We start from the raw sequence: 24,463 nt of genomic DNA on the forward strand, positions 1-24,463 counted from the left end.
TTGATGTTTGAGTTGTAATAAAAATCCAATATGAGTAACAAAATAATAAAGTTCTGTTAACAGTGCTGTTGGCGCTGCAGCAGATAAAATAAGAGGACAACCCAATGACAAAATCGATACTTTTACTGTTGGCAGGCTTATTAACTGGCGCAGCTCAAGCAGCCGTTGGTAGCTACCCAGTAGTGTTAGTGCATGGCTTTCAACCGGATAATTTACAAAGTAAGCCGACAGGTACACAGGTAACTGACAATGGTTCAGAGTACTGGGCGCAATATTGGCGTGATCGCGCTGATGCACGCATTGATTGGCCATCGCAAGAGCGTATTGCCAATAAAATAACCAGTCTATATGTGTGGCCTAAATTGCAACAGTTGTCGCGTGAGGGGACATGTGCCAGCGGTTGTGTATTTGTGACCCATTCTACTGGCGATTTAGTGATGCGCTATATTATTGATAACCAAGCGCTATGGTTGCAAAACGCAGGTTTAAAGCCGCTTAATATTGTCGCTACATTTGACTTTTCTGGCGCGGGTGGTGGGGTTGAATTGGCTGATTTGGCGGTTAATGTCGCCAGTGGTTCAGGTTTGATAGATGCAACATTAAAACTAGCTGTCTCGTTATGGTTAGGAGAACTGCCATCGTCATCCAATATTGGGGTATTGAATGATTTACGCGTAAATACTGCACGCCAATTGGCAGCGTTTCCCGAAAGCCGAGTGCCACGTTTACGTTTTGCTGGGGCAGGCTCTGACTTTCTCGGTGTGACAGGGGCATTTTTACCCGGCGAAGATGATGGCGTTGTTGCCAGCCATTCTAGTTGTGGTGCCGCGGCCGTTGGCAGTTACAACAGTTGTTCGCGCAGTGTAGCATTTGATGGCAAGCTCACCTCGACTAATGGCCCGAGCGGATTTATGCCTTATCACTATCCAATGTTGATGAGTGAAGGTTATAGCCATGGTGACACTATTTTAAATAGCGCTAAAGATGAAGTAACTTCTGCTAACAGTCGCGCCAGTTATCTCAATGGCGATAACTTACAATTCAGCACCTATGATGAAAAACGTGGCTGGTGGATATTTAGTTCACGTTATAGAGTGGTTAATCATTCGAACAAAACCAGTATGTCAGCACTTGTGTATCAGGCAGCTAACTAAGCGTATATGAAATATAAAAAAATCATTATAACAATATCCCTACTCGCTACGGCAGTAGGGTTTTGGGTTTACACTTCTGAGTCGGCACTTGAGCCACCTCAGAGTGCTGCCGTTATCGAGCAAGATGATACAGCGCCAACCAAACTGAAAGTAGTAAAACACATGCAAACTAAAACGATGACCGTGGTTGAAAAGCTTCCACAGCCGATCAGTGATAGTTTTCAGCTTATGGCAGAGGCTTATGCTAGCGAACTTGAGTTGCCATCTTACTCAATGCCTTTATCGGTTGATGATACGCACTTACTTAACCCCAATGCTTACATTCCTCAGCCGGTGCAGCTCCAAGATGGAGCCAGTGCCAGCATAGTGTTGCCTAAGTATCGTTTTAGTTTTCCTGAACCAGTGGTTATTAATCTCGACGTTAATGGCTTGCTTGTTGCTGGGGCAAGTGCAGCATTACGTAGTGAGCTTACAAGTGGATCGGAGCCATTCATTAGCGGAACCATGCTAGGTGCCGATGGAAAATGGGCGATACAACTGAATGCTGAAGACGATTGGAATGGTCCAATGGAGGTCAGTGTTACCTTTAGCGCTAAGGGCAAAAAACAAACGTTAAAAACAGGCATAGAATATAGTCATCCTACGGCAACCATAACCGGAGTGGAGGATATCCGCGCTGAAGGCAGTGATATGTTGATACCAGTTAAATTGGATGTTGATCAAGCGGGTTATTATCGTTTACGGGCCAATCTATATACAGCAGATAAGCAGCCGATTGCCTTGCTAACGGGTTCAGACAAGCTGACTGAAGGCTCTGTGGTGCTGGATCTTAAAGCCTATAAAGGGGTGTTAGCGCAATATAAAGGCCCTTATGTTCTGAGTACATTTGTACTGGAGCGCCGCCCTGCAGTTCCCGGTGAGTTAACTCAGTACGGCCACAGTGAGGAACCTGCCTACCAGTTAGGTGATTTTGCGGTTGAGTCGTTGTCTGATGAGCCATGGCAACCCGATGAGCAAGAAATGCAGCGACTTGAGTTTTTGCAAAAAATGGCAACAGACTAGGGGGTAATCATTGTTGCTTACATTATCTAAAGCCCGCGTTAGCCAATAACGTGGGCTTTTTTATGCACAAATAACGTCAAAGTTGCCATGATTACTGCATTAATTCGTGCAAATAAGTAATGGAGGCAATGACTATAAAATAGATAATCTGCTTAGTTTCTTCGTTGTTGCAACAGTTTCAATGTATTTTTTGTAATCAGTTCTATACTAAAAATAGGTTCATTGTTTATTTAAGTAAAGACACTTTGATGATAATAAATTGAAATTGGGAGCAGATATGTTTTTAGATTATTTTGCGCTAGGGATTATATTTTTTGTCGTGATATTTATTTTTTACGGCATTATTGCGATTCATGATATTCCTTACGAGATTGCGAAAAAACGTAATCATCCACAGCAAGATGCATTGCATATTGCTGGTTGGGTAAGCTTATTTACATTGCATGCCATTTGGCCATTTTTATGGATTTGGGCCACGTTATATCGAGAAGATAGAGGCTGGGGATTTAGTGATTCGAGAAAGCGAGAATTGATACTCGAGGGTGAAGTTAAAGAGCTAATGAATCATGTCACAGCGTTAACGGATCGTTTGTCGCTATTAGAGCAACGTTCTGCTGTCACGACTCCTCCCGTTTCTGATGAACACTCAAAAGAGGCCTAAGCATGGACTTACTACTGATACTGACTTATACCGCATTTTGTATCGCAGTTTTTAAAGTATTTAAAATTCCGTTAACTAAATGGACTGTGCCGACAGCTATTCTTGGCGGAATTGTATTAATTGGTACTTTATTAATTTTAATGAATTATAACCATCCCTATTCGAGGTTTGCTCGCGAGTATTTTGTCACTATTCCGATTGTGCCCGCAGTTAAAGGATTGGTTATCGAAGTTAATGTTAAGCCAAATACACCAGTAAAAGAAGGTGAGGTGTTATTTAAAATTGACCCTACACCTTACCTTTCAATGGTTAAGCAAAAACAAGCGGCGCTAAAAGAAGCAGAACTGCAAGTACCACAACTTGAAGCCGCTTTTCAAATAGCGGCAGCTAAAGTTGAACAAGCAACAGCAGATAAAGATCGTACAGAATCAGTCTATCGACGCTATGAAGACGGTCGCAAAAAAGCGGGGCGTAATTCACCGTTTACTGAGCTTGAGCTCGACAATCGTCGCCAATTATACATAGCTTCATCTGCGCAACTAGATGCCGCTTTAGCTGAGGGGCTGCGGACTCGTTTGGCATATGAGTCGAATATTGATGGCGTCAATACCAAAGTAGCAGGCCTACAAGCTGAACTCGCTAAGGCTGAATATGACTTACAGCAAACAGTCGTCAGAGCGCCTGCGGATGGTGTAGTGACTCAATTAGCGCTACGAAAAGGCGCTATGGCTGTGCCTTTACCTTTGCGCCCAGCACTGACGTTTATTCCAGATGAGACGAGATATTTTGCTGGCGCTTTTTGGCAAAACTCATTATTACGTCTTAAAGAAGGTGATGAAGCCGAAGTGATAATTGATGCCATGCCTGGACAAGTGTTTAAAGGCAAAGTTGCCAAAATACTCCCTGCTATGGCAGAAGGTGAAATTCAATTTAGCGGAAATTTACAGTCATCGAATAAGTTGTTTCAACGCGGTCGAGTATTGGTGTTGATTGAGCTAGAAGATGACGCAATAAGACAATCATTGCCAGCAGGTGTCGCAGGGCAAGTGGCTATTTATACCGATCATTTTAGCCATGTTGCGGTAATGAGAAAGGTATTATTAAGAATGCAGGGCTGGTTAAATTACTTGTTTACAGAAGGACATTAACCTCGATTTTATGAGCGCCAGGGTTTAAACGTTTTTCTCAATAATGGTGGCTATATGAAACCAAGTTATACAGTCTGTGCTTGCTGTACTTGGTTTCTGCCGCCGCGTTTGGCGCAATACATAGCCATATCTGCTCGGCTAAAAAGGTCTTGTATTACCTTGTCTCCGGTGGTTAATGAACTTACGCCAATAGATACGGTAACCTTAATGTTGCTATTTGCTTGAGTGGTATGAAATGAGTGTTTGGCAATATGTTCTCGAATACGCTCAGCAATGATCATTGCACCTTCACCGTCGGTCATCGGTAAGATGATGGTAAACTCCTCACCACCGATTCTGGACAATGAATCTGATTGGCGCAGTAAATCACTGCATATTTGGGCAAACTGTTTAAGTATGCTATCTCCGCCCTCATGACCAAAATTGTCATTAATCACTTTAAAGTAATCGATATCGATAACCAACAAGGATAACTGTTGGTTAAATCTGATCGCTCTGGCACATTCTTGTTTTGCTAATTGGTTATATGAGCGACGATTATGCACCCCAGTTAGTTGATCTGTATTCACTAAACTTTCGATTTGTTGATGTGCTTGTTCTAGTGATGTTTGTGCCTGTTTTAGGTTGGTGATATCTGCGCCCATAATAATGGTGTAACCACTGTCTAAGTTAATCCTGGTCATTTTAAACCAACGCCCATCAGACAGATCTGTTTCATACTGGTTTAGAGCCTTTTCTGAATGCAGTTTATGCAGATTTTCCAGCCATTGTTCAAAATCATCAGTATTGATAATAACGCCTTGCTTAGTTTCCCAAGCGTGGCGTAATAAATCGCCTGATTTTTTGCCAATAGCATCTTCTGTGGTAGTGCCAAAGATGCTGGCGAAGTGCTGATTACAGTAGATAACTTCTTTATCTTGGTTGAGTACACCGAAACAATTTGGAGTGAGTTTTAATGCATCCAAGAGGATGGGCTCTAAATTGACAGGTGTACTTTGCGGCATAGGATACTCAACAATGTGACGATACTTGGGCGTAATTATAAAGGAAAAACGTTACTTTTTGGTAACAAGCTAACCGGTGCTATGACTCTGCTGCTGGATGGACAAAGCTTGTCCACTGTTTTTATTGACGTTTTTTAAATCGAGTCGGGGGAAATAAAATTATTTATCCCTCAGTCTAAAGAATGATAACGATGAGGTGCAGCAAGCATAAAAAAGCCCAGTCATTATCGCTAAGACTGGGCTGTTAAAGCAGATAAATTACGCGTTAGTTAACGCGTTTTTCACGTCGCTAGGCTTCATCGGAATTTTACGTAAACGTACACCGACTGCATTGTAGATTGCATTGGCAATCGCTGGAGCAACAGGTGTTACTGCCGGTTCACCTAATCCAGATGGTGGCATTTTGCTCGGGATAAACTCGATTTTAACTTCTGGAGTTTGGCCTAAGCGCAGCGGGGTATAGGTATCGAAGTTTGAGTCTTTATACTGACCATTAAGCAGTTCAGTACCTTCATACAAGGCCATCGATAATCCCCACAATGCCGCGCCCTGACACTGAGCTTCAGCACCATTAGGGTCAACAATAATACCGGCATCGATGGCAATATAAAGCTTTTGCACATTGACAATACCGTTGCTTTTGTCGACATGAACTTGTACTGCACACGATACCCATGTTGGCATGTCACGTTCTTGACCAAAGGTTGATGCAATGCCAAGCGCTGTGTCTTTGGCTTGCGGAGTGCCCCAGCCAATCATCTCAGCAGCTTTTTTCAATACTGCGGCTTGGCGAGCCGCGCCACCTTCAGCAACGGGTGTGCTACCAGCATTTCGGCCTTCGGCAATGAGCATGTCTAGGCGGAACTGCAATGGATCTTTACCCGCGTGATGGGCAGCTTCATCCATAAAGCTTTCAACTGCCCAGCTTGTCCAACCCGGTCCAACAGAACGTAACCAACCTGGTCTGAAGGTCGCAATGGCCAGATCATTCGATACCGCGCGTACTTTTTGAGCACCAACAGTGTACCAATGGTCTGCTCCGGCAATCGAGAACGGATCATACGGTTCGCCATTGGTGCCTTTAGGCATAAAGCCTGGCGCTAATACTTGAGTTGGCCAACCTGCTGTGGCGTGATGTTCCATTGCGGTAACCGCTTTTTTATCATCAAATGCCATTTTGAGTTGTTGAACTGATGCAGAACGCGCGCTATCAAATAACATGTCTTGTGGACGTATCATCACCATTTTAACCGGTTTACCGCCTAATGCTTTAGAGGTCAACGCCGCAGGAATGGTGTAATCGCCGTTAAGTCTGCGGCCAAAGCCACCGCCTAACATGTAGCTACGAATAACAATGTTAGCTTCTTCTTCGCCTAATGCCGTGGCTAATACGGGTAGAGTAAGTGATTGCCACTGACAACCTGAATGCACTTCCCATATACCGTCTTGGTTTTTAAATACCAAGGCATTAAGCGGTTCCATTTGCGCATGGAGTACTGTGCTGGTGATATATTCTTCTGCAATGGTACTTTTCGCGCTCGCAAATACAGGCCCAGTGTCAGAATTGCCTGTGTCTAAAATACTGCCTTTGGTTTGGTCGCCAAGTAATTGCTTACCATGAGCAATAATGTCCGCTTCAGACACGTTGGCCGTTTTACCTGCATCCCATGTCACCTTTACCAGCTTCGAGGCTTTTTGGGCCGCATTAAAGCTGCTGGCGATAACCATTAACCAACCTGGTACACTGCCACTGGCATCTTCTAGTACGATAGTTTGCTGATAACCCTTTACTGCTTTTGCTGCAGAGTCATCAAACTTAACTACTTTAGAGCCATAACGAGTAGGGGGTAAAATAGGGTTGGCGTACACCATGCCATCAACTTTCGCATCGATACCAAATATGGTTTTACCGTTGGTCTTGTTGGCGATATCAAGAGAGGTCACCTGTTGGCCAACCAGTTTAAGATCGGCATTAGGCTTCAGCGGCAAGGTTTTCAGTTCTTCTTCAGTAAACTGACGCGTTAGGCCCATGGTGACTAATTCACCGTAAGACAGCTCGCCTTTACTTGAGATAACTTTACCGTTACTGGCTTTACAGTCTTTAGCTGCAATACCCCATTTTTTAGCTGCAGCTTCAATTAACGCTGTACGACCCGCAGCACCGGCTTGACGGTAAACCGGCCAACTTTGTGATATAGACCAACTGCCGCCGGTAACCATGTAACCCCAGCGTGGATCACTGTCGACATGGATAATTTCAATATCATCCCATGAGGCTTCCAGTTCATCAGCAAGAATACGAGCAATAGCGGTACCGACATGTTGGCCCATTTCTGAGCGCATAATGTTGACTTTAATTTTGCCGGCAGTATCGATTGAGTACCATAAAGACGGTTCGTAAATGTCACCTTCGCTTGGGAGTACTTTACCGTCAGGGCTAGCAGGATCCATTGCCGCCATCAAATGGCGAGGAAAACCAAAGCTGACACCTACCGCTGTCATGGCAATTAAAAAACCGCGGCGGGTTATACCCACCGATCCACGTTTAGGCAGTCTGCTCATCGTTGCTCTCCTTGATTGCGTTTGCTGCTTCATGAATGGCGCTGCGAATACGAACGTAGGTCATACAACGACATAAATTTCCGCCCATCACAGCGTCAATGTCTTTGTCTGAAGGCTCAGGAATGTCTTTTAGTAGTGCTGCAGCTTGCATAATTTGGCCCGACTGGCAGTAACCACACTGTGGTACCTGCAGTTTTTGCCAAGAAATTTGCAATGGATGATCACCCTTTTCAGAAAGCCCCTCAATCGTAGTGATTTCGGCTCCTTCAACTGACGATATAGGGGTTATACATGAACGTGTAGCTCGGCCGCCAACATGGACGGTACAGGCACCGCAGGTACCAATACCACAACCAAATTTGGTGCCAGTCATGTCCAGTTCATCACGAATAACCCACAGTAGAGGAGTATCACTCTCTACATCGGCAGTCATCGGTTTGCCGTTTAAAATAAATTTTGCCATTGTCACTTCTCCAGTGAAGTTAGTGCTCAAATCGGGGTTGATTACGGATCTCGCCCACTTGTTGTTGTAATTTAGGCCAGGTGTTTTCCCCAGCTGTTTGGCGCAAATAAGCTGCAATTGCGCTAATGTCTTCATCGCTAAGTGCATCACGGAAGCCAGGCATTACAACGCCGCTAATCCCTTGATCGCTGCGCACACCATCCAGTATTACGTTAATCAGGTTAGTTGGATCATTAAGATGTGTTGCCGAACCGATAGTAATTAATGGGCGGCCTTTAACTAATTGGTCGCTGTTGTAGTGGCATGCTTGGCAAGCTGCCGCATATAAACGTGCACCTTCATCAATCCGCAGATCCGGTTGTTGATGTTGTGCCGCTATTGCTGCTTGTAACGTGCTACTTGAGTCTGGATCGTCGGGGTTATTGGTACGGGCAATTTCAGCAAAGTAGCCACTAATGGCTTCTATGTCGCTGTCTGGAAGAGCTGATAAGCCTTTGTGCATAACCGGCGCCATTGGACCTACCGCGCTACCATGGTAAGGCGAGTTACCGGTTGTAAGGTATTCGTAAAAGTCTTGTGCACGCCATGGGATAGGCGAAGTGCTAGTAGAGGTTAACGATGGTGCTATCCAACCATCAATGGCGGCACCTTGGTACATTTGTGCGTACTTTTCGCCGCCCAATGCATTACGTGGAGTATGACATGCACCACAGTGAGCAATACCTTCCGCTAAGTAAGCACCGCGATTCCATTCGGCAGATTGCTGGCTGTTGACCTCAAAAGATTGGGTATCAGCAAACAGCAGTTTCCAACCCGCTTGAAACCAGCGGATGTTGAGTGGAAACGGAATGCCGTTGTCTTTTTTTGCTTGGTTAACCGCCGGAACTGACGTCATGATGTAAGCATAAATCGCGTTAATGTCATCGTCGGTCATTTTATTAAAGTGTTCATAAGGGAACGCAGGCAATAAATGATGTCCATCGCGGCTCACACCCGTGCGCATGGCGCGAGCAAAAGCAGCTTGAGACCAGCTACCAATACCGGTTTCGACATCTGGAGTGATGTTACTTGAATAAATGGTGCCAAAGTCAGTATGCATTTCATAGTTACCAGCATAAGGAGTGCCACCTGGCGGTGTATGACAAGTACTGCAATAGCCTGCAGAAGCAAGCATTTTACCTTGTTCGATAACGTGTGGAGAATAATCTGTTTGAGTTGATTCGACGGGATCAATTGCAGGGTGCCAAGCATATATACTGAATATAGCTAGTCCAACAATAGCTGCGCCACATACGCTGTAAACGATGCGCTTTAGCATATTACATTGCCTTATTTTAAATAAAAAATGAGATAGAGAAGGGAATATTTCATCTGACATTCCCTGTTCGACTTTGTATTATTATTGTGATTGGTCAAATATTAATCCTAAGCAAGGGATGGCCCTTTGTCCAGCATTGATATTGACGGATCTTTTACTGTATTAGAATAAAATAATACAGCACTGTGCAGACGAGTAACATGAGGATTGTTAAATAAATAGCTTTAGTTAATCCACTGTTAATCCAGAGTTTTCAAGGTTGCTACTATGTTGCGTTAATCTTAGTGATCTATGATTAAAATGAGCGCCAATGCCAGATTCATAAAGTGTTGGATACATTAATGAAAAAGTGGTTATTAGCCATTAAGGCTTATGTCGATGTTTATCGACTATTTGCTCATCGGTGATCAGCTTATTTCATCGGCAAACAGCTATTTAATATTGTGGTTGTTTGCCTCGACGATTGTTTTCCCTCGATATGATTGTTGACCATGATAATTTCCATAACCATGATTAAGCCACAATATATCGTTACAGCGCTGTTAGAGCACATTCAAACTGCTATTTCTAAAGGCTTGAGCACAATCAACTTGTATTTGGCAAAGATATTCTGGATAATTAATGCAAATCATTATCATTTGCGTTAAATGGCCGGAGATCGAAATAGATGGAACTTGTCAGTGTAGCTTCTTTATGGCTTGGTTGCTTGTTTGCCTATTTGGCATCTGACAAACAGCAGCTTGTTAGTTTACCTTTTCCCAAATTACTGGCTTGGTGCTTATGCGGTTTAGCGGTGTTATTTGCAGTGTGGGGGTTTAGCCATACTTACAGTGTATTCGTCGCCAGTTTAGTGGTGCTGATTTGCATGATGACCATGTGGATACTACTGGTGCTGGTGGCCTCGCACTATAAAGGTCGTAGCATCTGGGTCAGTTCGCTAGGCTTTGCGTTGTTTGTCAGTATCCTCCTTGTTGGGGTTAAATAACCATGTGGCCTAAATCTATTGCTGCATTTTTATGGGGGTTATTACTGGCAATCAGTTTAATGCTCATTGTTTTTCGAATATTACCGGCTGCTGTAGATGTAAAACTATTCGTTGGGCTAATGCTGGGTTTTTGTGTGTGGGTTGGGGTGATGACATTTTGTTATAGCCGCAACAGCGCAAAAGCGGCGAGTGTCGTGTGCGCCAAATGGCTTGTGGCCAGTAGTCTTATCAATACGTTGTTATTTTATTCGCAAAACTAACTATTTTTTTTCAAACCTAAGTCATGAATAACTCAATGAAATCTGATTCTCCGGTACAGCACAAAGTCATTAAAAATCTCATCGAAGCCCACAGTTGGCTTGGGTTAATTATTTCACCTTTACTGTTTTTGGTATTTTGGGCTGGCGCGGTGACCTTGTTTCACGATGAAATCGCCCAGTGGGCCATTACGCCTCATCATCCAGTCGATAATACCCAAGCAGATATTTCTTTAGCGAAACTGGTACAGCAAAAGTTTGCTGAATACCCAGTAGATCAAGCTGGCCGTTTTCGAATAAATATGCCGACTGAGCTAGTACCTTATTATATTTTTTACTTCGATGTGTTTGGAGATGCTCCGCAATCGGACCGCCAGTCGATGGCGATATTGGTCGATCCTAAAAGCGGCGAAACCGTAGCGGGCAAAGATGACTTTTACTTATCGCAATTTATGTACCGTCTGCATTACAACCTCGATCTACCCGGTGGCAGTTATCTTATTGGTGTCGTGACGCTGATTTTTCTATTTGCACTCGTGTCTGGCATTTTTATCCATGCGCGTAAATTACTGAAACATTTCTTTTTGTATCGCGTTGATAAACAGCGCCGGGATAAATTACTCGATCTCCATACCGTAGTAGGGGTGATGACACTGCCTTTTACCTTGATGTATGCCCTAAGCGGCTTGATCCTTAACTTGGCCATAGTGTTTCAGCTGGCTTTTGTGGTGTTTATTTATCAGGGCGATCGACAAGCATTGTTTAACGATGCCGGTCTTAACCGTAGCAGCGAACCGCGAAGTGAAACGTCACTGGATATGAGCAATGCGTTTACTTTAATTGAACACACTACACAGCAATCGAATTTTGAGTTACGTAATATTATTTTCCACCATTACGGTGCTGAAAATGCCTTAGTACAAGTGCGTGGTACCGATACGGTTAATTTTGCTCAACGAGATGAAGTGACCTATCGGGTGCAGGATGGCACTGTGATGGATAAGGTTAATGCCGATAACTACAATGTGTTCCGCCAGGGTAGAGATGTACTAGTGACATTGCATTTTAGTAACTTTGCCGGCTTAGACATCCGTATTTTGTACTTTATTTTGGCGATGGCTATTAGTGCGATGATTGTTACCGGCAATATGTTATGGATAAATAAGCGCAGCGCTCAGCGCCAGTCTTCACCGCGCAGTATTGCTATCGTAACCGCAATGACGATTGGTGGCTGTGGTGGCATTATTGTGGCGACAGCAGTTGGATTTTTGTGTGAACGACTATTACCTGCAACCTTATCTGGACGAGGTGAATGGTTAGTGGGGTGTTTTGTAACGTCACTATTGCTCGTTATGTTGTGTAGTATAAAAGTGACCGATATTAAGCGTCATATCAGCCAGCTACTTTTGCTCACCAGTAGTATATTAGCCATTACAATTTTGGCAGATTGGTTGTTGTTTTCTGAGCAAATAATAGCGTTATGGCAAAGCGGTTATCATGGTGTCATCGGGATCCAAGTTGGCATGATGCTGGTAACGGCAGTGTGTTTATGGACTGTCAGTAAGTTAGGCGTATTACCTCGGTCGCAACCAGCCATGGCAAAAAACGTTACTCCTGCTAATGGATAATGGAATGGGTATAAAGTTGAAGCTATTAAGCCTGTGAAGGAACACTATCACAGGCTTAATCATCAACTAACCTCATCTAGGGTAAATCAAAAATCAGTGCAGTTGCTTGAGTGTCCGATGGATTAACTAAGGTCACCGTGGTCATGTCGGTGAGTTTAGCGCCATCACCTATTTTTAGCTGTTGATCTTCAATATTGAGCTCGCCAGCGACTTGATGAACATACACTTTACGGTCAGTCGCAATCTGATAGGTTATTTCAGATTTAGGCGCCAAAATCAGTTGTGACAATGTCGCATTTTGCTTGATTTGCAAGGTTCCGTTTTCACCCGTTGGCGTAGCAATCGTGGTTAGTCCTACTGCTTGACCAAAGTTTTTTTGTTGATATCCTGGTGTATTACCTAAAGCATTTGGCTGGATCCAAATTTGTAAAAACTTCAGTGGCTCTGTGGCGGATGCGTTGTACTCACTGTGAGTAATACCACTGCCAGCAGACATTAATTGGAACTCACCTGCAGGCAACACTTCAACATTGCCTTCACTGTCTTTATGGGCGATAGAGCCTTCAAGTACGTAGCTGATAATTTCCATGTCACGGTGGCCGTGAGTGGCAAATCCGGCACCAGGAGTGACACTGTCGTCATTGATCACTCGCAGTGCTGAAAAGCCCATGTGTTGTGGATCATAGTAGCTGCCAAATGAAAAACTGTGTTTGCTGTTTAACCAACCAAAGTTGGCTATTCCGCGCTCGCTTGCATGACGTAAGGTAATCATAATGTTGTTCCTATCGTTTAATGAATAAGTGATCAGTACGGAAAATTAAGACAGTTTGCTTACAATGGCTTTATCTAGCGCGACTTTGCCTGAACCTGATAGTGCAAGTGACACACTGGCAGCCAATAGTGCTAACGCAAATTCATAACCGTTGTTTGCCATAAATAAACCGTTGCTAATATGTACGCTAGCAATGGCGATAATCATGGTGAATGCTAATACAACCGCTGCTGGACGAGTCAATAAACCCAATAAGATGAACAGTCCGCCAACCAATTCAGCGCTACCGGCTAAGAAAGCCATTAACACGCCGGGCTCAATCCCAATCGATGCCATCCACTGTCCTGTACCTTCAAGGCCATAACCGCCAAACCAACCAAACAGTTTTTGCCCGCCATGAGCCATAAAAATAATCCCAACAGGTAAGCGTAATGCCAAAGTGCTAAAACCTGCAGTAGAGTTCGTGATGCGTTTAACGAGTGCTTTCATGGTATATATCCTCAATAAATTTAAACATTAATTGTTTCTAGTGAGCCTGTCTCACTGGTTGATAAGAAGTATATTGAGACTTGATTGAATAAAAAATCGGAATAAACTGACGTAAAGGTTCAAATTATTTGAATATGGAGAGTTGATGCAAAATCCGATTACTATTGACGCATTACGTGCCCTAGATGCGATTGAACGTAAGGGCAGCTTTGCTGCTGCAGCGACATCGTTATATCGAGTACCGTCAGCGCTGACTTACACCATCAAAAAACTTGAAGATGATATGGGTACGGCGTTATTTGACCGCACAAAGCAAAAAGCACAACTGACGCCAGCAGGTAAAATTGTGTTAGAGCAAGGGCGGCAGATTTTGTTAGCCACCAATCGGTTGGTTGATTCTGTGCAGCAATTAGAATCTGGCTGGGAAACCGAAATACGGTTATCACGCGACACGGTCATCCCCCAGGGGACGTTGTTTCAATTAATTGAACAATTTAATCAGCTAGAACACTCGGTCGACATTAGTGTCGATGTTGAAGCCGTCGGTGGTGGTTGGGATGCATTGCACAGCCGACGCGCCGATATTGTGATTGGTGCGTCTGGTGAGTTACCAAGAGGTGTATTTCAAACCCATAAAATAGGCGAAATTGAATTTGTATTTGCCGTAGCGCCATATCATCCATTGGCGTTTGTTGATGGCGTATTAGAAGCCGACAAACTAACTGACTATGCTTCGGTGGTGGTCGCCGATACATCACAACTTTTACCTACTCGCAGTAGTGGCCTTTTTAAAAGCAAACAAGTGATTAAAGTTAACACCATGGAAACCAAGATAGCAGCACAGTTACAAGGACTAGGTATTGGTTTTGTACCCAGACACATGGTGCAATGCTACTTTGATAGTGGTGAGTTGATTGAAAAAATGTGTTCAATTCCAAGACCAAATCAAAGTTTGTACATTGCTTGGCATAAAGATCATCAAGGCCGTGCATTTGACTGGTTTGTGGAGCATTTACCTAAAGCCGATTGGGGTTTATAACATCTGAATGTGAGCACAATGATAGCGACCAATGTGAGATCGCAGATACGAGCTCACATTGGTGCTTATCGATCCCATCGTGATGTTGAATATCAGCGTTGATGTCGTTGCTTAACTATTTTTTTTACTATTCGGTTAACTACTCGCTTGAATACTCACTTGAGCATTCTTGCTAGCGTTAGTTTTCTTGTCTAGTGAGCCACTGAAACGTGTTAATGCTAGGGCAATAACCACAATCACTGCACCAACCCAAGGTGTATGCATTAGGCCAGCGTTAGCCACAATCAGCCCGCCACCCCAAGACCCAAGTGCAATACCGACATTGAAAGCGGCAATATTTAATCCTGAAGCCACATCAACGGCGTCGGGTGTGTACTTCTGTGCAAGTGAAACTACGTAAACTTGTAGCCCCGGTACATTACCAAATGCAAACGCGCCCCAGACCAAAATGGTGATCACAGCGGCAATAGGGTTAACCGCAGTAAAGTTAAATATTACTAATATGGTCGCAAGACCGCTGAAAATAATACTTAACGCTTTAATTGGGCCCATTTTATCGGCCATTTTTCCGCCCCAAATATTACCAATAGCGACCGATACCCCGTACACCAACATGATTAAGCCAATAGATTGAGATTCAAAACCAGACACTTGCTCTAAAATGGGAGCTAAAAAAGTAAAGGCCGTGAATGTGCCGCCATAACCTAATGCGGTAATGGCATAGACCAGTAATAACCGTGGTTGAGTGAGTACTTTTAATTGCGATGATAATTTTGCCGCGGGTGGCTGAGGTAAATTATTGGAAACCAACAAGCTACTGCCAATCAAGGCTACAAACCCAAGAATTGCGACAGTTAAAAAAGTGGCTTGCCAGCCAAAGGTCTGGCCAATATAGGTGCCCAAAGGGACGCCTGTCACTAAGGCGACGGTTAACCCCGTAAACATAATGGCAATCGCACTGGCGGCTTTTTCTTTGGGTACTAACCCAGTGGCAATGGTTGAGCCAATAGAGAAAAACACTCCGTGGGCTAACCCAGTGATAATGCGTGCAGCGATTAAGGTTTCGTAACCGGGCGCTTGCCAAGCCAATAGATTACCCGCAACAAATAAACTCATTACCGCCAGTAATACGTGTTTGCGATTCCATTTACCGGTTAATGCGGTGAGTACTGGTGCGCCAATGGCGACACCTAATGCGTAAAGACTGACCAATAAGCCAGCTGAGGGTAATGATACGTTAAGGTCTTGTGCCATTGTGGGGATTAACCCCACAATGACAAATTCGGTGGTTCCAATAGCAAAGGCGCTAAGCGTCAATGCGAGTAAAGCTAACGGCATAATGTGTTCCTCTTAGGTTGTCGCTAGGATTTACCGTCGCGATAAATGTGTCAGTCAGTTGATGGGCGTCATTATTGATTAGATATATGTTGTTAAAAACAGTATGTTTAGCAAATGACTTTTGCTATAAATGCAATAAACAATGATGTTAGAACGACTCTTTAGATCGACACAGCACAAGATGAGGTATGCATGCTTACGCGTTCAGATGATTTAGATATATTGCTGATGGTGGTCGACAGTGGCGGGTTTTCTGCAGCGGCCGATGCACTCAATATTCAGGTTGCACGAGTGTCACGGGCGGTAAGTAAAATAGAGCAACAGCTCGGGGTCACCATTCTCAATCGCACCACTCGGCGTGTTGAGTTAACCGATGAAGGTCGCCAATTTGTCGAATCTGTTCGGGGTGGATTACAACAATTACAACGCGCAGAAGATGAACTCGTACGTCGTGGTGAACTACCACAAGGACGTTTGCGTGTGGACGCGGCAAGTCCGTTTGTGTTTCATCAATTAGTGCCTTTGATGAAAGACTTTCGCGCCGCTTATCCAGACATTGAACTAGCATTGACCTCGAACGAGGGCTATGTCGATTTACTTGAAAAGCGTACCGATGTGGCCATTAGAATCGGTAAGCTGGCAGACTCAACCTTGCATGCTCGACCATTAGGTAAAAGTGCCTTACATATTGTTGCCTCCGCTGAGTATTTAGCGCGTAGAGGTGTGCCACAAAAAGTGTCTGATTTGGCTTGCCACGAGTTACTTGGGTTTACCGAACCTAAAATATTGAATCACTGGCCGCTAAAAGGTTGCGATGTTATTACCCCTACCATCAGCACCAGCAATGGAGAAACCTTGCGCCAACTCGCACTGGCAGGTAATGGCATTGCGTGTCTTTCAGGGTTTATGATTAATGATGATCTCGCGGCGGGTCGGTTAGTACCCATACTTCAGTCGGAGAAGTTTACTCACATAGAACGTGAACAAGTGAACGCGGTGTATTACAAATCATCTACTGTGGCGCGACGTATTTCTGCATTTATTGAGTTTATTCAACCAAGATTAACCTTATAACTAAGGGCTCAATTTAACCGTGTGTAGATATTTGCAGTTTGAGCAAAACAGATTTGCTTGGTTGACGGTTTATTTCTGTTGTTAGTTGGCGCACAGTGTTGGTTCAGATACCGTTTTTAGGAAGACAATATGACCACTATTCCATTGTTAGGCACAGGTACCTTCAGACTTAAAGATCAACTGGCATTTGATTCAGTGTTAATGGCGCTAAAGCAGGGTTCTCGCCACATTGATACCGCTCAGATTTACGCCAATGAGAAACAAGTTGGTGATGCAATTAAAGCATCGGGTATCGCAAGAGCTGATATTTTTCTCACCACTAAGGTGTGGACGGATCGTTTTGCCCACGACAAACTTATTCAAAGCGTGCATGACAGCTTGGCTTTATTGCAAACCGATTATGTGGATTTGTTACTGATACATTGGCCGTTACGCGATGATTCAGTACCTATGCGAGAGTATTTACTGGCATTAAAAGAGGTGCAAGATGCTGGTTTAGCGAAACACATTGGCGTGTCTAATTTCACTATGGCCTAGGTTACACAAGCGATTGAGATTTTAGGTACCGACGCAATATTCACTAATCAGGTTGAAGTACATCCATATTTGCAAAATAACCGACTGGTCGAATTTTGTCAGCAGCACAATATTATGGTGACTGGTTATATGCCATTTGCCTATGGTGCGGTATTAACCGACGACACTATTGTCGCGATTGCGAAGAAACACCAAATGACACCCGCCCAAGCGGTATTAGTGTGGATGCGCCAAAAAGGTTATGTCACTATTCCATCGTCAACTAAGCTGGTAAATGTTCAAGCTAATATTGCCTCATTAGCGTTATCGCTCCCGTCTGTAGACATGGCCGCAATTGATAATTTAGACCGAAATCATCGTGTGGCGGCGCCTGACTTTAGCCCCGATTGGGATCAATAATTTATCAGCGAATGTGCCAATAGCTTAAGTGCCCACGCAGTTTGCACTCACCATTAGATTATTTATATATCAAGTATCCACGCCGACATGAGTGTTCATATTGGCGTTTTTTATTTTCAGGGTTATTGGCCACTTGACATAGGTGTAAGACATAGGTTTACAGTCGTTGCATATACTCAATAGATTTATTTATGTAGATCTTATTATTTAATACAGTCGTTACCCCAAGGAGTGATTATGCAAGTCAGTGAACTCGCAACGTTATTGGGTGTTACCACAGACACAATTCGTTTTTACACCCGAATCGGCCTGCTCGCACCAACAAAATCGCCTAGCAATGGTTATAAATACTATCGTGACAAAGAAGTGTCGCGGATGCGATTTATTATGAGTGCCAGAAACTTAGGTTTTTCGGTGGATGAAATTAAAGTGATTTTTTCCAAAACTGATCACGGTGAAAGCGCTTGTACCATGGTGAAGCAGCTTATTAGCCAAAAGTTGGCCGAAACTGAAATACTGTTTAATGAAACGTTAAAGCTACGTAATAAGCTGACTCAAGCCGTAAGTGAGTGGGAAAATCTGCCAGCATTGGCGCCTACAGGTGCCATGATTTGTCACTTGATTGAGGGATTTGATCCAAACCATGAAACCCCTTGTCAGGTTAGTGATAAGGAGTCTTTGTGATGAATACCCAAACAACAACACAATTATTGATAGAGGGTGCAGGTTGTGCCAGCTGTGTTGGCAAAATTGAGAAAGCCCTTAAAACAGTCGCGCAAGTAGAGCAGGCTGAAATGAACTTTGCTGATCGCAGTGTGATGGTCACCGGAGAGGTTGAAGTCGCTAGTTTGCTTGAGGCCGTTGAAAAAGCCGGTTATCACGCTATTTTGATTAACGATCAAGGTGGTGCAGATGCTATTGATGAGAAAGAACAGGCAGATGCAATATATTATAAAAGCCTAATAAAACACACTATTGTCGCATTGGCAGTGGGTATCCCACTGATGATTTATGGTTTGTTTATTGGTGACATGACCGTTACTAACCCAATACAACAGCTGGTTTGGGGAGCAATTGGTATACTGACCTTAGGGATAATGTTCTTCTCCGGCAAGCATTTTTATACTGGCGCATGGAAATCATTTACTCATCATAGTGCCAATATGGACACCTTAATTGCGCTCGGAACAGGCACTGCGTGGGTTTACTCTATGGTGGTGGTATTTGCACCAGATTTATTGCCAGAAATGGCGCGCCATGTCTATTTTGAAGCAACCGCGATGATCATTGGTTTAATCAATCTTGGACTCGCGTTAGAGGTCAAGGCGCGCGGTAAAACCTCGGCAGCGATTAAGCGCTTAATTGGTTTACAAGCTAAAACGGCTAGAGTGATCCGCAATGGTAAAGCGGTCGATATCGATATTGCCTTGGTGCAATTAAACGATAAAGTCAGTGTTCGACCAGGTGAAAAAATTCCCGTAGATGGTGTGGTCGTTGAGGGGAGTAGTTTTATTGATGAATCGATGTTGACGGGTGAACCTATTCCGGTTGAAAAAAGTGTTAATGATGATGTGGTCGCAGGTACATTAAACAAACTGGGATCACTTACTTTTACCGCCACACGAGTCGGTAAAGATACCGCTTTGGCGCACATTATTACTATGGTTAAACGGGCGCAGAACTCCAAACCGCCAATTGGTCGAATGGCAGATGTTATTTCGAGCTATTTTGTTCCTGCAATGATGATTATTGCCATTATCAGCGCCATGGTATGGCTTAATTTTGGGCCTGAACCCTCTGTGGGATACGCCATAGTGTCGGCGATGACAATTTTAATCATCGCTTGTCCGTGTGCGTTAGGGTTAGCAACACCCATGTCGGTGATGGTGGGTGTAGGTAAAGCCGCTGAATCTGGCGTGCTTATTCGTAATGGTGAAGCTCTGCAAACGGCATCGACTATTACCACCATGATTTTAGATAAAACCGGCACGATTACCGAAGGCGCGCCAAAAATCACCGATATCATCGTGGTCAATGGTCGCGAACAAGAACAAGTATTGCAACTGGCGGCAAGTATTGAGCAACATTCCGAGCATCCACTTGCACAGGCCGTTGTTCAAGCCGCAGCGGATAAGGGATTAACCTTATTCAATGTTGAAAATTTTACTGCTATTGCAGGATTTGGTGTCCAAGCTCAGTATCAATCGACTCAGTTATTATTTGGTAATGAAAAATTAATGCGCGAAAAAGGCATAGTCTTAAGCGATTATCAACAGCAAGCACAAGCGTTGGCAGCAGACGCCAAAACGCCAATGTATTTTGCTATCGACGGTGAACTCGCAGCAGTGATTGCCGTGGCTGACCCGATTAAAGCAGACTCTGTTGCCGCCATCGCAAGGCTTAAAAGCAGTGGCATTAAGGTCATTATGCTTACCGGAGATAACCACGCGACAGCCGCAGCTGTGGCTGCCAAAGTGGGTGTCGATGACTTTTTTGCCGACGTATTACCGCAAGATAAAGCCAATAAAGTGGCCGAATTACAAGCATTAGGTGAGGTGGTTGGCATGACTGGTGATGGCATTAATGATGCACCTGCGTTGGCGCTAGCCAATGTCGGCTTTGCTATTGGCACCGGAACCGACGTCGCGATTGAAAGTGCCGACATAACGCTAATGCGAGGATCGCTACACGGTTTGGCAGATGCCATCGCGGTGAGTAAGGCGACTTTAGGCAATATTAGACAAAACCTAGTCGGCGCGTTTATTTACAATATGGCGGGTATACCGCTTGCTGCTGGGGTGTTATTTCCGGTGTTTGGCGTATTACTTAACCCTGTGGTTGCTGGTGCTGCGATGGCATTTTCATCATTAACAGTGGTGAGCAACGCCAATCGTTTGCGCTTTTTTAGCCCTCAACAACACTAGGAGTGAATGATGCTATTAATTAATTTATTTTGTGTGGCATTAATTGCCATTATCGTTTGGTGGTTTTGGTTGTATAAACCCAAAGCGACCACTCATCAAGCAAGTAACGCTATTGTGGTTAAAGACGGGGTTTACTCCCCAGCAAGGATAACTGTGCCGGCCAATACCGCGACGCAATTAACCTTTTTACGCCAAGACAAAGCAGGGTGTTCGGCCAGTTTGTTATTTCCAGACTTAGACATTAGCGAAGAGCTACCACTGGATAACTCTGTGGTAATTTCGCTGCCAGCATTAGCCAAAGGTGAGTATCCGTTTCATTGCCAAATGCAGATGTATAAAGGGGTATTACTGGTTGAGTAAACCTAGATAGTAGCCATGCTAAGCAGGTATCACTCTCACCTTGATGCTTGTCGCTGGGCACATAAACTTTCAAAAAAGCCACACAATTACGTAAGTTAACATCTGTTTATTCAAGATGCTTACTTGCGTAATTGGTGATATTCTGAGGATTCATTTACAACTGATTTTTCGATGACATCATGATACGACGTTTAATGGATTACTTTCGCTTAGTGTTGTTTATTTGTGGTGTCTTGATTGGTATTCAAGTCCCTGCTTTTGTCGAACAATACGGCCAACGACTCGAAGCTCATCAGCTTGAAGCTAAACTCAGTTTGGCAGAATTTCAACGTGATGCAGACCGTTTTTTTGCTGGAGACATCAGTAAACTTATCCTTCACTATCAACAAAATAACGATCCGGTGTTTAGTGCCGGTGGTGAAAGTATTGAGTCAATATACCAACGTTATACATCACTCACCGAAGCGTTGAGTCGTTTTCATCAACACAGTTATAGTCCTTATCAGCAAATAGCATTAGCCCCACAAAAAGACATTCAAGCTGAGGTCTGGCAGGCTTATAGCCATGTGATTTTATTGAAACCAGAGGCGATTGCCATTGGGTTGCTGCTAGGGTTATTGATCTCGATATTGTGTGAATCAGTATTATCTATTTTGTATTTGGGTTGTCGTAGGGTATTTTCCCCAAGGTAACCTTTCTGTTTAACAAGGGTTAATAGCCTCTAATAATCAAGGAAATATTATGATCGCTACAGGACAATCTTTACCAAAAGCTACCTTAAGCCAACTGACAAAAGACGGCATGGTTAATCACGATGTTACTGAGCTTTTCGCCGGTAAAAAAGTGGTATTGTTTGCTGTACCAGGTGCATTTACACCAACCTGTTCAGAAGCTCATTTGCCAGGTTTTGTTGTACTTGCAGACGAGTTTAAAGCTAAAGGTGTTGACCTTATTGCTTGTGTTGCAGTTAATGATGCATTCGTAATGAAAGCATGGGGCGAAGCCCAAAATGCTTCTGAATTAATGATGCTAGCCGACGGTGATGCAAGCTTCGCAAAAGCGTTAGGCTTAGAAATGGATACCGCCGGTTTTGGTGGCGTTCGTTCACAGCGTTATGCGATGGTGATCGACAATGGCGTGGTGACTTTACTGAATGTTGAGGAAGGTAAGTCATTTGAAGTCAGCACTGCTGAAGCAGTAATGGCTGCACTGTAATCTATATTATGTCTCAGTAATAGAGACTTAACAGTACAGTAAAATGGGCGCCAATATGGCGCCCATTTTTATGATTAAAACAGCGATACCGCAAATTTGTCAGTATTGATTATCCGCGGATGCCTAAGTGTTGTTCAATATTATCGACACTGTTACTGACCTCAAGCGCTATCGTTTCACTTTGTTCAAACGCATCTTTAGCATGCAGCATTAGGCTATCCATCGCGATGACAAATTCATCAAGATGCCCCACCTGTTGCTTAGCATGTTCACTCCCTTGGCTCGCACTGCTCGCCATCTCTTGAGCTTGCTGTTGTACTTGCAACGCAACATCTAACAAACTCTGGGCTCGACCTTTCTGCTGTGCAGATGCTTCGCTGATGTCGTTTACGCTGTGGCTAAGTGCTGTGTTAGAGCGGGTTAGTTGCTCGAAAATAGCCATTATGTCTTTTAATGATTGTTGAGTCCGTTGCGATAAACTGCGCACTTCATCGGCTACCACCGCAAAACCACGACCTTGCTCACCTGCACGAGCGGCTTCAATGGCGGCATTTAAGGCCAATAAGTTGGTTTGGTCGGCGATATTACTAATAACATCTACAATTTTAGCCGCGTCGTTAACTGATGTACTGAGTTGGGTTAGTGAGTGGTTACATTGATTGACCTTGGTTAACGTATGATCGGTCGCATCTAACACCGCTTGGGCTTCTTTTTGGCTTGCTTGCATATCATGCATGGTTTGTTCTGCACTGGCAGTTACTAAACTAGACGACCGGTTTACTTCATTTGCAAGAGTAATTAAATCAGCGGTTTGTGATTGCGTTTGTTGTACCACATGTTGCGTTTGTTGCGTGCTAGTTGATAAGAAACCAATTTTGGCGACTAGCTCACTCAATGAGTTAGACACCTGTGCCATATTACTTTTTTGTTGTTCGTCATCTTGTTCAAATCGCTGTAAAAGGCGATTAAAGTGTGCCGCAATTTGGCCTGTTTCACATTGGCTGGTCACGGGTAATGGTTCACGTTGATTCGATTCGCTTAACATTGAAAAAGCATGATTTAAACGTTTAAGTGGGCTAACGACTCGACGTTGTTGTAATACTAAATAACCAATAGAAAACAATGCTATCAATGTCACCATGGTGTATAGCAGCCACTGTAAACGGATTTTAAGTTGTTCATCGGTTACGGCTTGCGTATCGGCTAGTGTCACCAGTTGTTGTTCCACTTGGCTGGTGGCGTTTATTAGCGCTGCTTGTACCTGTTGATTATCGCTGAGCATTTGCTTGGTATTACTCACTTCTTTGCTATAGCGTTGGGTCAAACTGAGTAATTCTGCCCGTGGGGTTTCACCGGTTTCAATACGTTCCGGTTCGTCATCACCTAAGGCGAATTCATCCACTTCTTCGGTGCGATAAATACCCAGCAAAGATAGCTTCTCCAAATCGTCATGCCATGTGTTGAGGGCATTAATTGAAAAATTAAGACTATTACTGACTCCGGTATCTTGATCAATCAATAAGGCCTGAGTCTGCTGTGATAATTGATAAACTAAGCTGGGTAACTTAAGGCTAAGCGCAAGATATTGCTGCGCGGTATTTGAGTCATTTGGAGCTGATTTGGCATAGCGATGTAAACTACCGCTGTAATCGAGCATTTCTGATTCAGCAAAAGCCAGTAGTTGGCGTGGGTTACCGGCCAGTTTTCCTGCTGCACGGTATTTAGTGTCTAAGTCGCCAATTAATTGAGTCATTAAGGTGGTCAGTGAAGCACTATCAAGCTGTGGGTGAGCAGAATGTAACTGGGTAATATTGACGGTTATGCGGGTTATATCACTACGGGCTTGTTCGAGATAATTGCTTTGCCCTGTTTGTAAGTAGCTATCAATATTCCGGCGAACATCATATTGAAAGGTATGTTGAATATGTTGTAAATCGAGGTTTAATTTTTCACTCGTTTGTCGTTGTTGGTTACTCCATAACACAGTGGCAGCGAGTAATGCCGCAAGCACTAATAATAAGGCGGATGCACTAAGGGATAGGGTTGATATCTTCATAGGTAAATGAGTTCACAT

At 43.8% G+C, this 24,463-nt stretch carries 22 protein-coding genes and 1 pseudogene; 15 read left to right on the top strand and 8 right to left on the bottom strand.

Annotated elements, in window-relative coordinates:
• Positions 1-104: 104 nt before the first annotated feature.
• The 4 genes from CXF88_RS00370 to CXF88_RS00385 all read left to right on the top strand — a co-directional run bounded on the left by CXF88_RS00370 (position 105) and on the right by CXF88_RS00385 (position 4,025).
• Entirely contained in the window at positions 105-1,154 is a 1,050-nt protein-coding gene (locus CXF88_RS00370) for a hypothetical protein (protein WP_101084822.1), read from the top strand.
• Positions 1,155-1,160: 6 nt separating this feature from the next.
• Positions 1,161-2,216, top strand: a complete 1,056-nt coding sequence (locus tag CXF88_RS00375) for a hypothetical protein (RefSeq protein ID WP_101084823.1) — start codon at positions 1,161-1,163, stop codon at positions 2,214-2,216.
• A 277-nt stretch (positions 2,217-2,493) separates the two neighbouring features.
• Positions 2,494-2,877 (top strand): DUF3302 domain-containing protein, encoded by a 384-nt coding sequence (locus CXF88_RS00380; protein WP_101084824.1) that lies wholly within the window; start codon positions 2,494-2,496, stop codon positions 2,875-2,877.
• Positions 2,878-2,879: 2 nt separating this feature from the next.
• Complete coding sequence (locus CXF88_RS00385; protein ID WP_101084825.1) at positions 2,880-4,025, top strand: HlyD family secretion protein; 1,146 nt, start codon at positions 2,880-2,882, stop codon at positions 4,023-4,025.
• A 65-nt stretch (positions 4,026-4,090) separates the two neighbouring features.
• Here CXF88_RS00385 and CXF88_RS00390 read toward each other — a convergent pair whose 3' ends face one another.
• The 4 genes from CXF88_RS00390 to CXF88_RS00405 all read right to left on the bottom strand — a co-directional run bounded on the left by CXF88_RS00390 (position 4,091) and on the right by CXF88_RS00405 (position 9,372).
• On the bottom strand, positions 4,091-5,029 hold the full coding sequence (locus tag CXF88_RS00390; RefSeq protein ID WP_101084826.1) for a diguanylate cyclase: 939 nt from the start codon (positions 5,027-5,029) through the stop codon (positions 4,091-4,093).
• A gap of 258 nt (positions 5,030-5,287) precedes the next feature.
• The gene (locus CXF88_RS00395; RefSeq protein ID WP_101084827.1) at positions 5,288-7,591 is read right to left on the bottom strand and encodes a molybdopterin cofactor-binding domain-containing protein; all 2,304 of its coding nucleotides are present in this window, start codon (positions 7,589-7,591) and stop codon (positions 5,288-5,290) included.
• On the bottom strand, positions 7,575-8,054 hold the full coding sequence (locus tag CXF88_RS00400; protein ID WP_101084828.1) for a (2Fe-2S)-binding protein: 480 nt from the start codon (positions 8,052-8,054) through the stop codon (positions 7,575-7,577). Before CXF88_RS00400 ends, CXF88_RS00395 begins: the two co-directional genes overlap by 17 nt.
• Positions 8,055-8,073: 19 nt before the next feature.
• Positions 8,074-9,372, bottom strand: coding sequence for a cytochrome c (locus CXF88_RS00405; RefSeq protein WP_101084829.1), 1,299 nt, complete (start codon positions 9,370-9,372; stop codon positions 8,074-8,076).
• 667 nt (positions 9,373-10,039) lie between these two features.
• Between CXF88_RS00405 and CXF88_RS00410 the strand changes: the two genes are divergently transcribed.
• From CXF88_RS00410 to CXF88_RS00420, 3 genes are read left to right on the top strand one after another with little or no spacing between them, the layout of a single operon-like run.
• Positions 10,040-10,357 carry a hypothetical protein gene (locus tag CXF88_RS00410; RefSeq protein ID WP_101084830.1) on the top strand — a complete coding sequence of 106 codons (318 nt, stop codon included), beginning with the start codon at positions 10,040-10,042 and terminating at the stop codon, positions 10,355-10,357.
• Between the two features lie 2 nt (positions 10,358-10,359).
• Positions 10,360-10,617, top strand: coding sequence for a hypothetical protein (locus CXF88_RS00415; RefSeq protein WP_101084831.1), 258 nt, complete (start codon positions 10,360-10,362; stop codon positions 10,615-10,617).
• Between the two features lie 35 nt (positions 10,618-10,652).
• On the top strand, positions 10,653-12,242 hold the full coding sequence (locus tag CXF88_RS00420; protein WP_157822751.1) for a PepSY-associated TM helix domain-containing protein: 1,590 nt from the start codon (positions 10,653-10,655) through the stop codon (positions 12,240-12,242).
• Positions 12,243-12,318: 76 nt separating this feature from the next.
• Here CXF88_RS00420 and CXF88_RS00425 read toward each other — a convergent pair whose 3' ends face one another.
• Together CXF88_RS00425 and CXF88_RS00430 are read right to left on the bottom strand one after the other, a co-directional pair.
• Positions 12,319-13,014 (bottom strand): pirin family protein, encoded by a 696-nt coding sequence (locus CXF88_RS00425; protein WP_101084833.1) that lies wholly within the window; start codon positions 13,012-13,014, stop codon positions 12,319-12,321.
• A 45-nt stretch (positions 13,015-13,059) separates the two neighbouring features.
• A complete protein-coding gene (locus CXF88_RS00430) occupies positions 13,060-13,503 on the bottom strand; it encodes a DoxX family protein (protein ID WP_101084834.1) in 444 nt (147 codons plus the stop codon).
• Positions 13,504-13,648: 145 nt separating this feature from the next.
• Here CXF88_RS00430 and CXF88_RS00435 point away from each other — a divergent pair, with 145 nt between their 5' ends.
• Complete coding sequence (locus CXF88_RS00435) at positions 13,649-14,542, top strand: LysR family transcriptional regulator (protein ID WP_101084835.1); 894 nt, start codon at positions 13,649-13,651, stop codon at positions 14,540-14,542.
• Positions 14,543-14,677: 135 nt separating this feature from the next.
• Here the strand turns inward: CXF88_RS00435 and CXF88_RS00440 are convergent, their stop codons facing one another.
• Complete coding sequence (locus CXF88_RS00440; RefSeq protein WP_101084836.1) at positions 14,678-15,880, bottom strand: MFS transporter; 1,203 nt, start codon at positions 15,878-15,880, stop codon at positions 14,678-14,680.
• Between the two features lie 192 nt (positions 15,881-16,072).
• On the opposite strand from CXF88_RS00440, the gene CXF88_RS00445 reads away from it, so the two are divergent.
• The 7 genes and pseudogenes from CXF88_RS00445 (at position 16,073) to CXF88_RS00475 (ending at position 22,389) form a co-directional block, all read left to right on the top strand.
• Positions 16,073-16,954: a LysR family transcriptional regulator gene (locus tag CXF88_RS00445; protein ID WP_101084837.1), complete on the top strand. Its 882-nt coding sequence runs from the start codon at positions 16,073-16,075 to the stop codon at positions 16,952-16,954.
• A 129-nt stretch (positions 16,955-17,083) separates the two neighbouring features.
• A pseudogene (dkgB, locus tag CXF88_RS00450) lies at positions 17,084-17,890 on the top strand (2,5-didehydrogluconate reductase DkgB).
• Positions 17,891-18,127: 237 nt separating this feature from the next.
• Positions 18,128-18,574, top strand: coding sequence for a MerR family transcriptional regulator (locus CXF88_RS00455; RefSeq protein ID WP_101084838.1), 447 nt, complete (start codon positions 18,128-18,130; stop codon positions 18,572-18,574).
• Entirely contained in the window at positions 18,574-20,814 is a 2,241-nt protein-coding gene (locus CXF88_RS00460; RefSeq protein ID WP_101084839.1) for a heavy metal translocating P-type ATPase, read from the top strand. Before CXF88_RS00455 ends, CXF88_RS00460 begins: the two co-directional genes overlap by 1 nt.
• 9 nt (positions 20,815-20,823) lie before the next feature.
• A complete protein-coding gene (locus CXF88_RS00465; protein WP_101084840.1) occupies positions 20,824-21,174 on the top strand; it encodes a cupredoxin domain-containing protein in 351 nt (116 codons plus the stop codon).
• A 194-nt stretch (positions 21,175-21,368) separates the two neighbouring features.
• Positions 21,369-21,866: a DUF2937 family protein gene (locus CXF88_RS00470; RefSeq protein ID WP_242445071.1), complete on the top strand. Its 498-nt coding sequence runs from the start codon at positions 21,369-21,371 to the stop codon at positions 21,864-21,866.
• Positions 21,867-21,915: 49 nt separating this feature from the next.
• Positions 21,916-22,389 carry a peroxiredoxin gene (locus tag CXF88_RS00475; RefSeq protein WP_101084842.1) on the top strand — a complete coding sequence of 158 codons (474 nt, stop codon included), beginning with the start codon at positions 21,916-21,918 and terminating at the stop codon, positions 22,387-22,389.
• 109 nt (positions 22,390-22,498) lie between these two features.
• Here CXF88_RS00475 and CXF88_RS00480 read toward each other — a convergent pair whose 3' ends face one another.
• Complete coding sequence (locus CXF88_RS00480; protein WP_101084843.1) at positions 22,499-24,445, bottom strand: methyl-accepting chemotaxis protein; 1,947 nt, start codon at positions 24,443-24,445, stop codon at positions 22,499-22,501.
• Positions 24,446-24,463 lie beyond the last annotated feature (18 nt).

It is taken from the genome of Shewanella sp. ALD9, assembly GCF_002836315.1.
Lineage (GTDB): Bacteria > Pseudomonadota > Gammaproteobacteria > Enterobacterales > Shewanellaceae > Shewanella.

Coding starts and splice junctions, on each gene's coding strand:
- CXF88_RS00370 (WP_101084822.1), top strand. CDS start 105: ATGACAAAATCGATACTTTTACTGTTGGCAGGCTTATTAACTGGCGCA.
- CXF88_RS00375 (WP_101084823.1), top strand. CDS start 1,161: ATGAAATATAAAAAAATCATTATAACAATATCCCTACTCGCTACGGCA.
- CXF88_RS00380 (WP_101084824.1), top strand. CDS start 2,494: ATGTTTTTAGATTATTTTGCGCTAGGGATTATATTTTTTGTCGTGATA.
- CXF88_RS00385 (WP_101084825.1), top strand. CDS start 2,880: ATGGACTTACTACTGATACTGACTTATACCGCATTTTGTATCGCAGTT.
- CXF88_RS00390 (WP_101084826.1), bottom strand. CDS start 5,029: ATGCCGCAAAGTACACCTGTCAATTTAGAGCCCATCCTCTTGGATGCA.
- CXF88_RS00395 (WP_101084827.1), bottom strand. CDS start 7,591: ATGAGCAGACTGCCTAAACGTGGATCGGTGGGTATAACCCGCCGCGGT.
- CXF88_RS00400 (WP_101084828.1), bottom strand. CDS start 8,054: ATGGCAAAATTTATTTTAAACGGCAAACCGATGACTGCCGATGTAGAG.
- CXF88_RS00405 (WP_101084829.1), bottom strand. CDS start 9,372: ATGCTAAAGCGCATCGTTTACAGCGTATGTGGCGCAGCTATTGTTGGA.
- CXF88_RS00410 (WP_101084830.1), top strand. CDS start 10,040: ATGGAACTTGTCAGTGTAGCTTCTTTATGGCTTGGTTGCTTGTTTGCC.
- CXF88_RS00415 (WP_101084831.1), top strand. CDS start 10,360: ATGTGGCCTAAATCTATTGCTGCATTTTTATGGGGGTTATTACTGGCA.
- CXF88_RS00420 (WP_157822751.1), top strand. CDS start 10,653: ATGAAATCTGATTCTCCGGTACAGCACAAAGTCATTAAAAATCTCATC.
- CXF88_RS00425 (WP_101084833.1), bottom strand. CDS start 13,014: ATGATTACCTTACGTCATGCAAGCGAGCGCGGAATAGCCAACTTTGGT.
- CXF88_RS00430 (WP_101084834.1), bottom strand. CDS start 13,503: ATGAAAGCACTCGTTAAACGCATCACGAACTCTACTGCAGGTTTTAGC.
- CXF88_RS00435 (WP_101084835.1), top strand. CDS start 13,649: ATGCAAAATCCGATTACTATTGACGCATTACGTGCCCTAGATGCGATT.
- CXF88_RS00440 (WP_101084836.1), bottom strand. CDS start 15,880: ATGCCGTTAGCTTTACTCGCATTGACGCTTAGCGCCTTTGCTATTGGA.
- CXF88_RS00445 (WP_101084837.1), top strand. CDS start 16,073: ATGCTTACGCGTTCAGATGATTTAGATATATTGCTGATGGTGGTCGAC.
- CXF88_RS00455 (WP_101084838.1), top strand. CDS start 18,128: ATGCAAGTCAGTGAACTCGCAACGTTATTGGGTGTTACCACAGACACA.
- CXF88_RS00460 (WP_101084839.1), top strand. CDS start 18,574: ATGAATACCCAAACAACAACACAATTATTGATAGAGGGTGCAGGTTGT.
- CXF88_RS00465 (WP_101084840.1), top strand. CDS start 20,824: ATGCTATTAATTAATTTATTTTGTGTGGCATTAATTGCCATTATCGTT.
- CXF88_RS00470 (WP_242445071.1), top strand. CDS start 21,369: ATGGATTACTTTCGCTTAGTGTTGTTTATTTGTGGTGTCTTGATTGGT.
- CXF88_RS00475 (WP_101084842.1), top strand. CDS start 21,916: ATGATCGCTACAGGACAATCTTTACCAAAAGCTACCTTAAGCCAACTG.
- CXF88_RS00480 (WP_101084843.1), bottom strand. CDS start 24,445: ATGAAGATATCAACCCTATCCCTTAGTGCATCCGCCTTATTATTAGTG.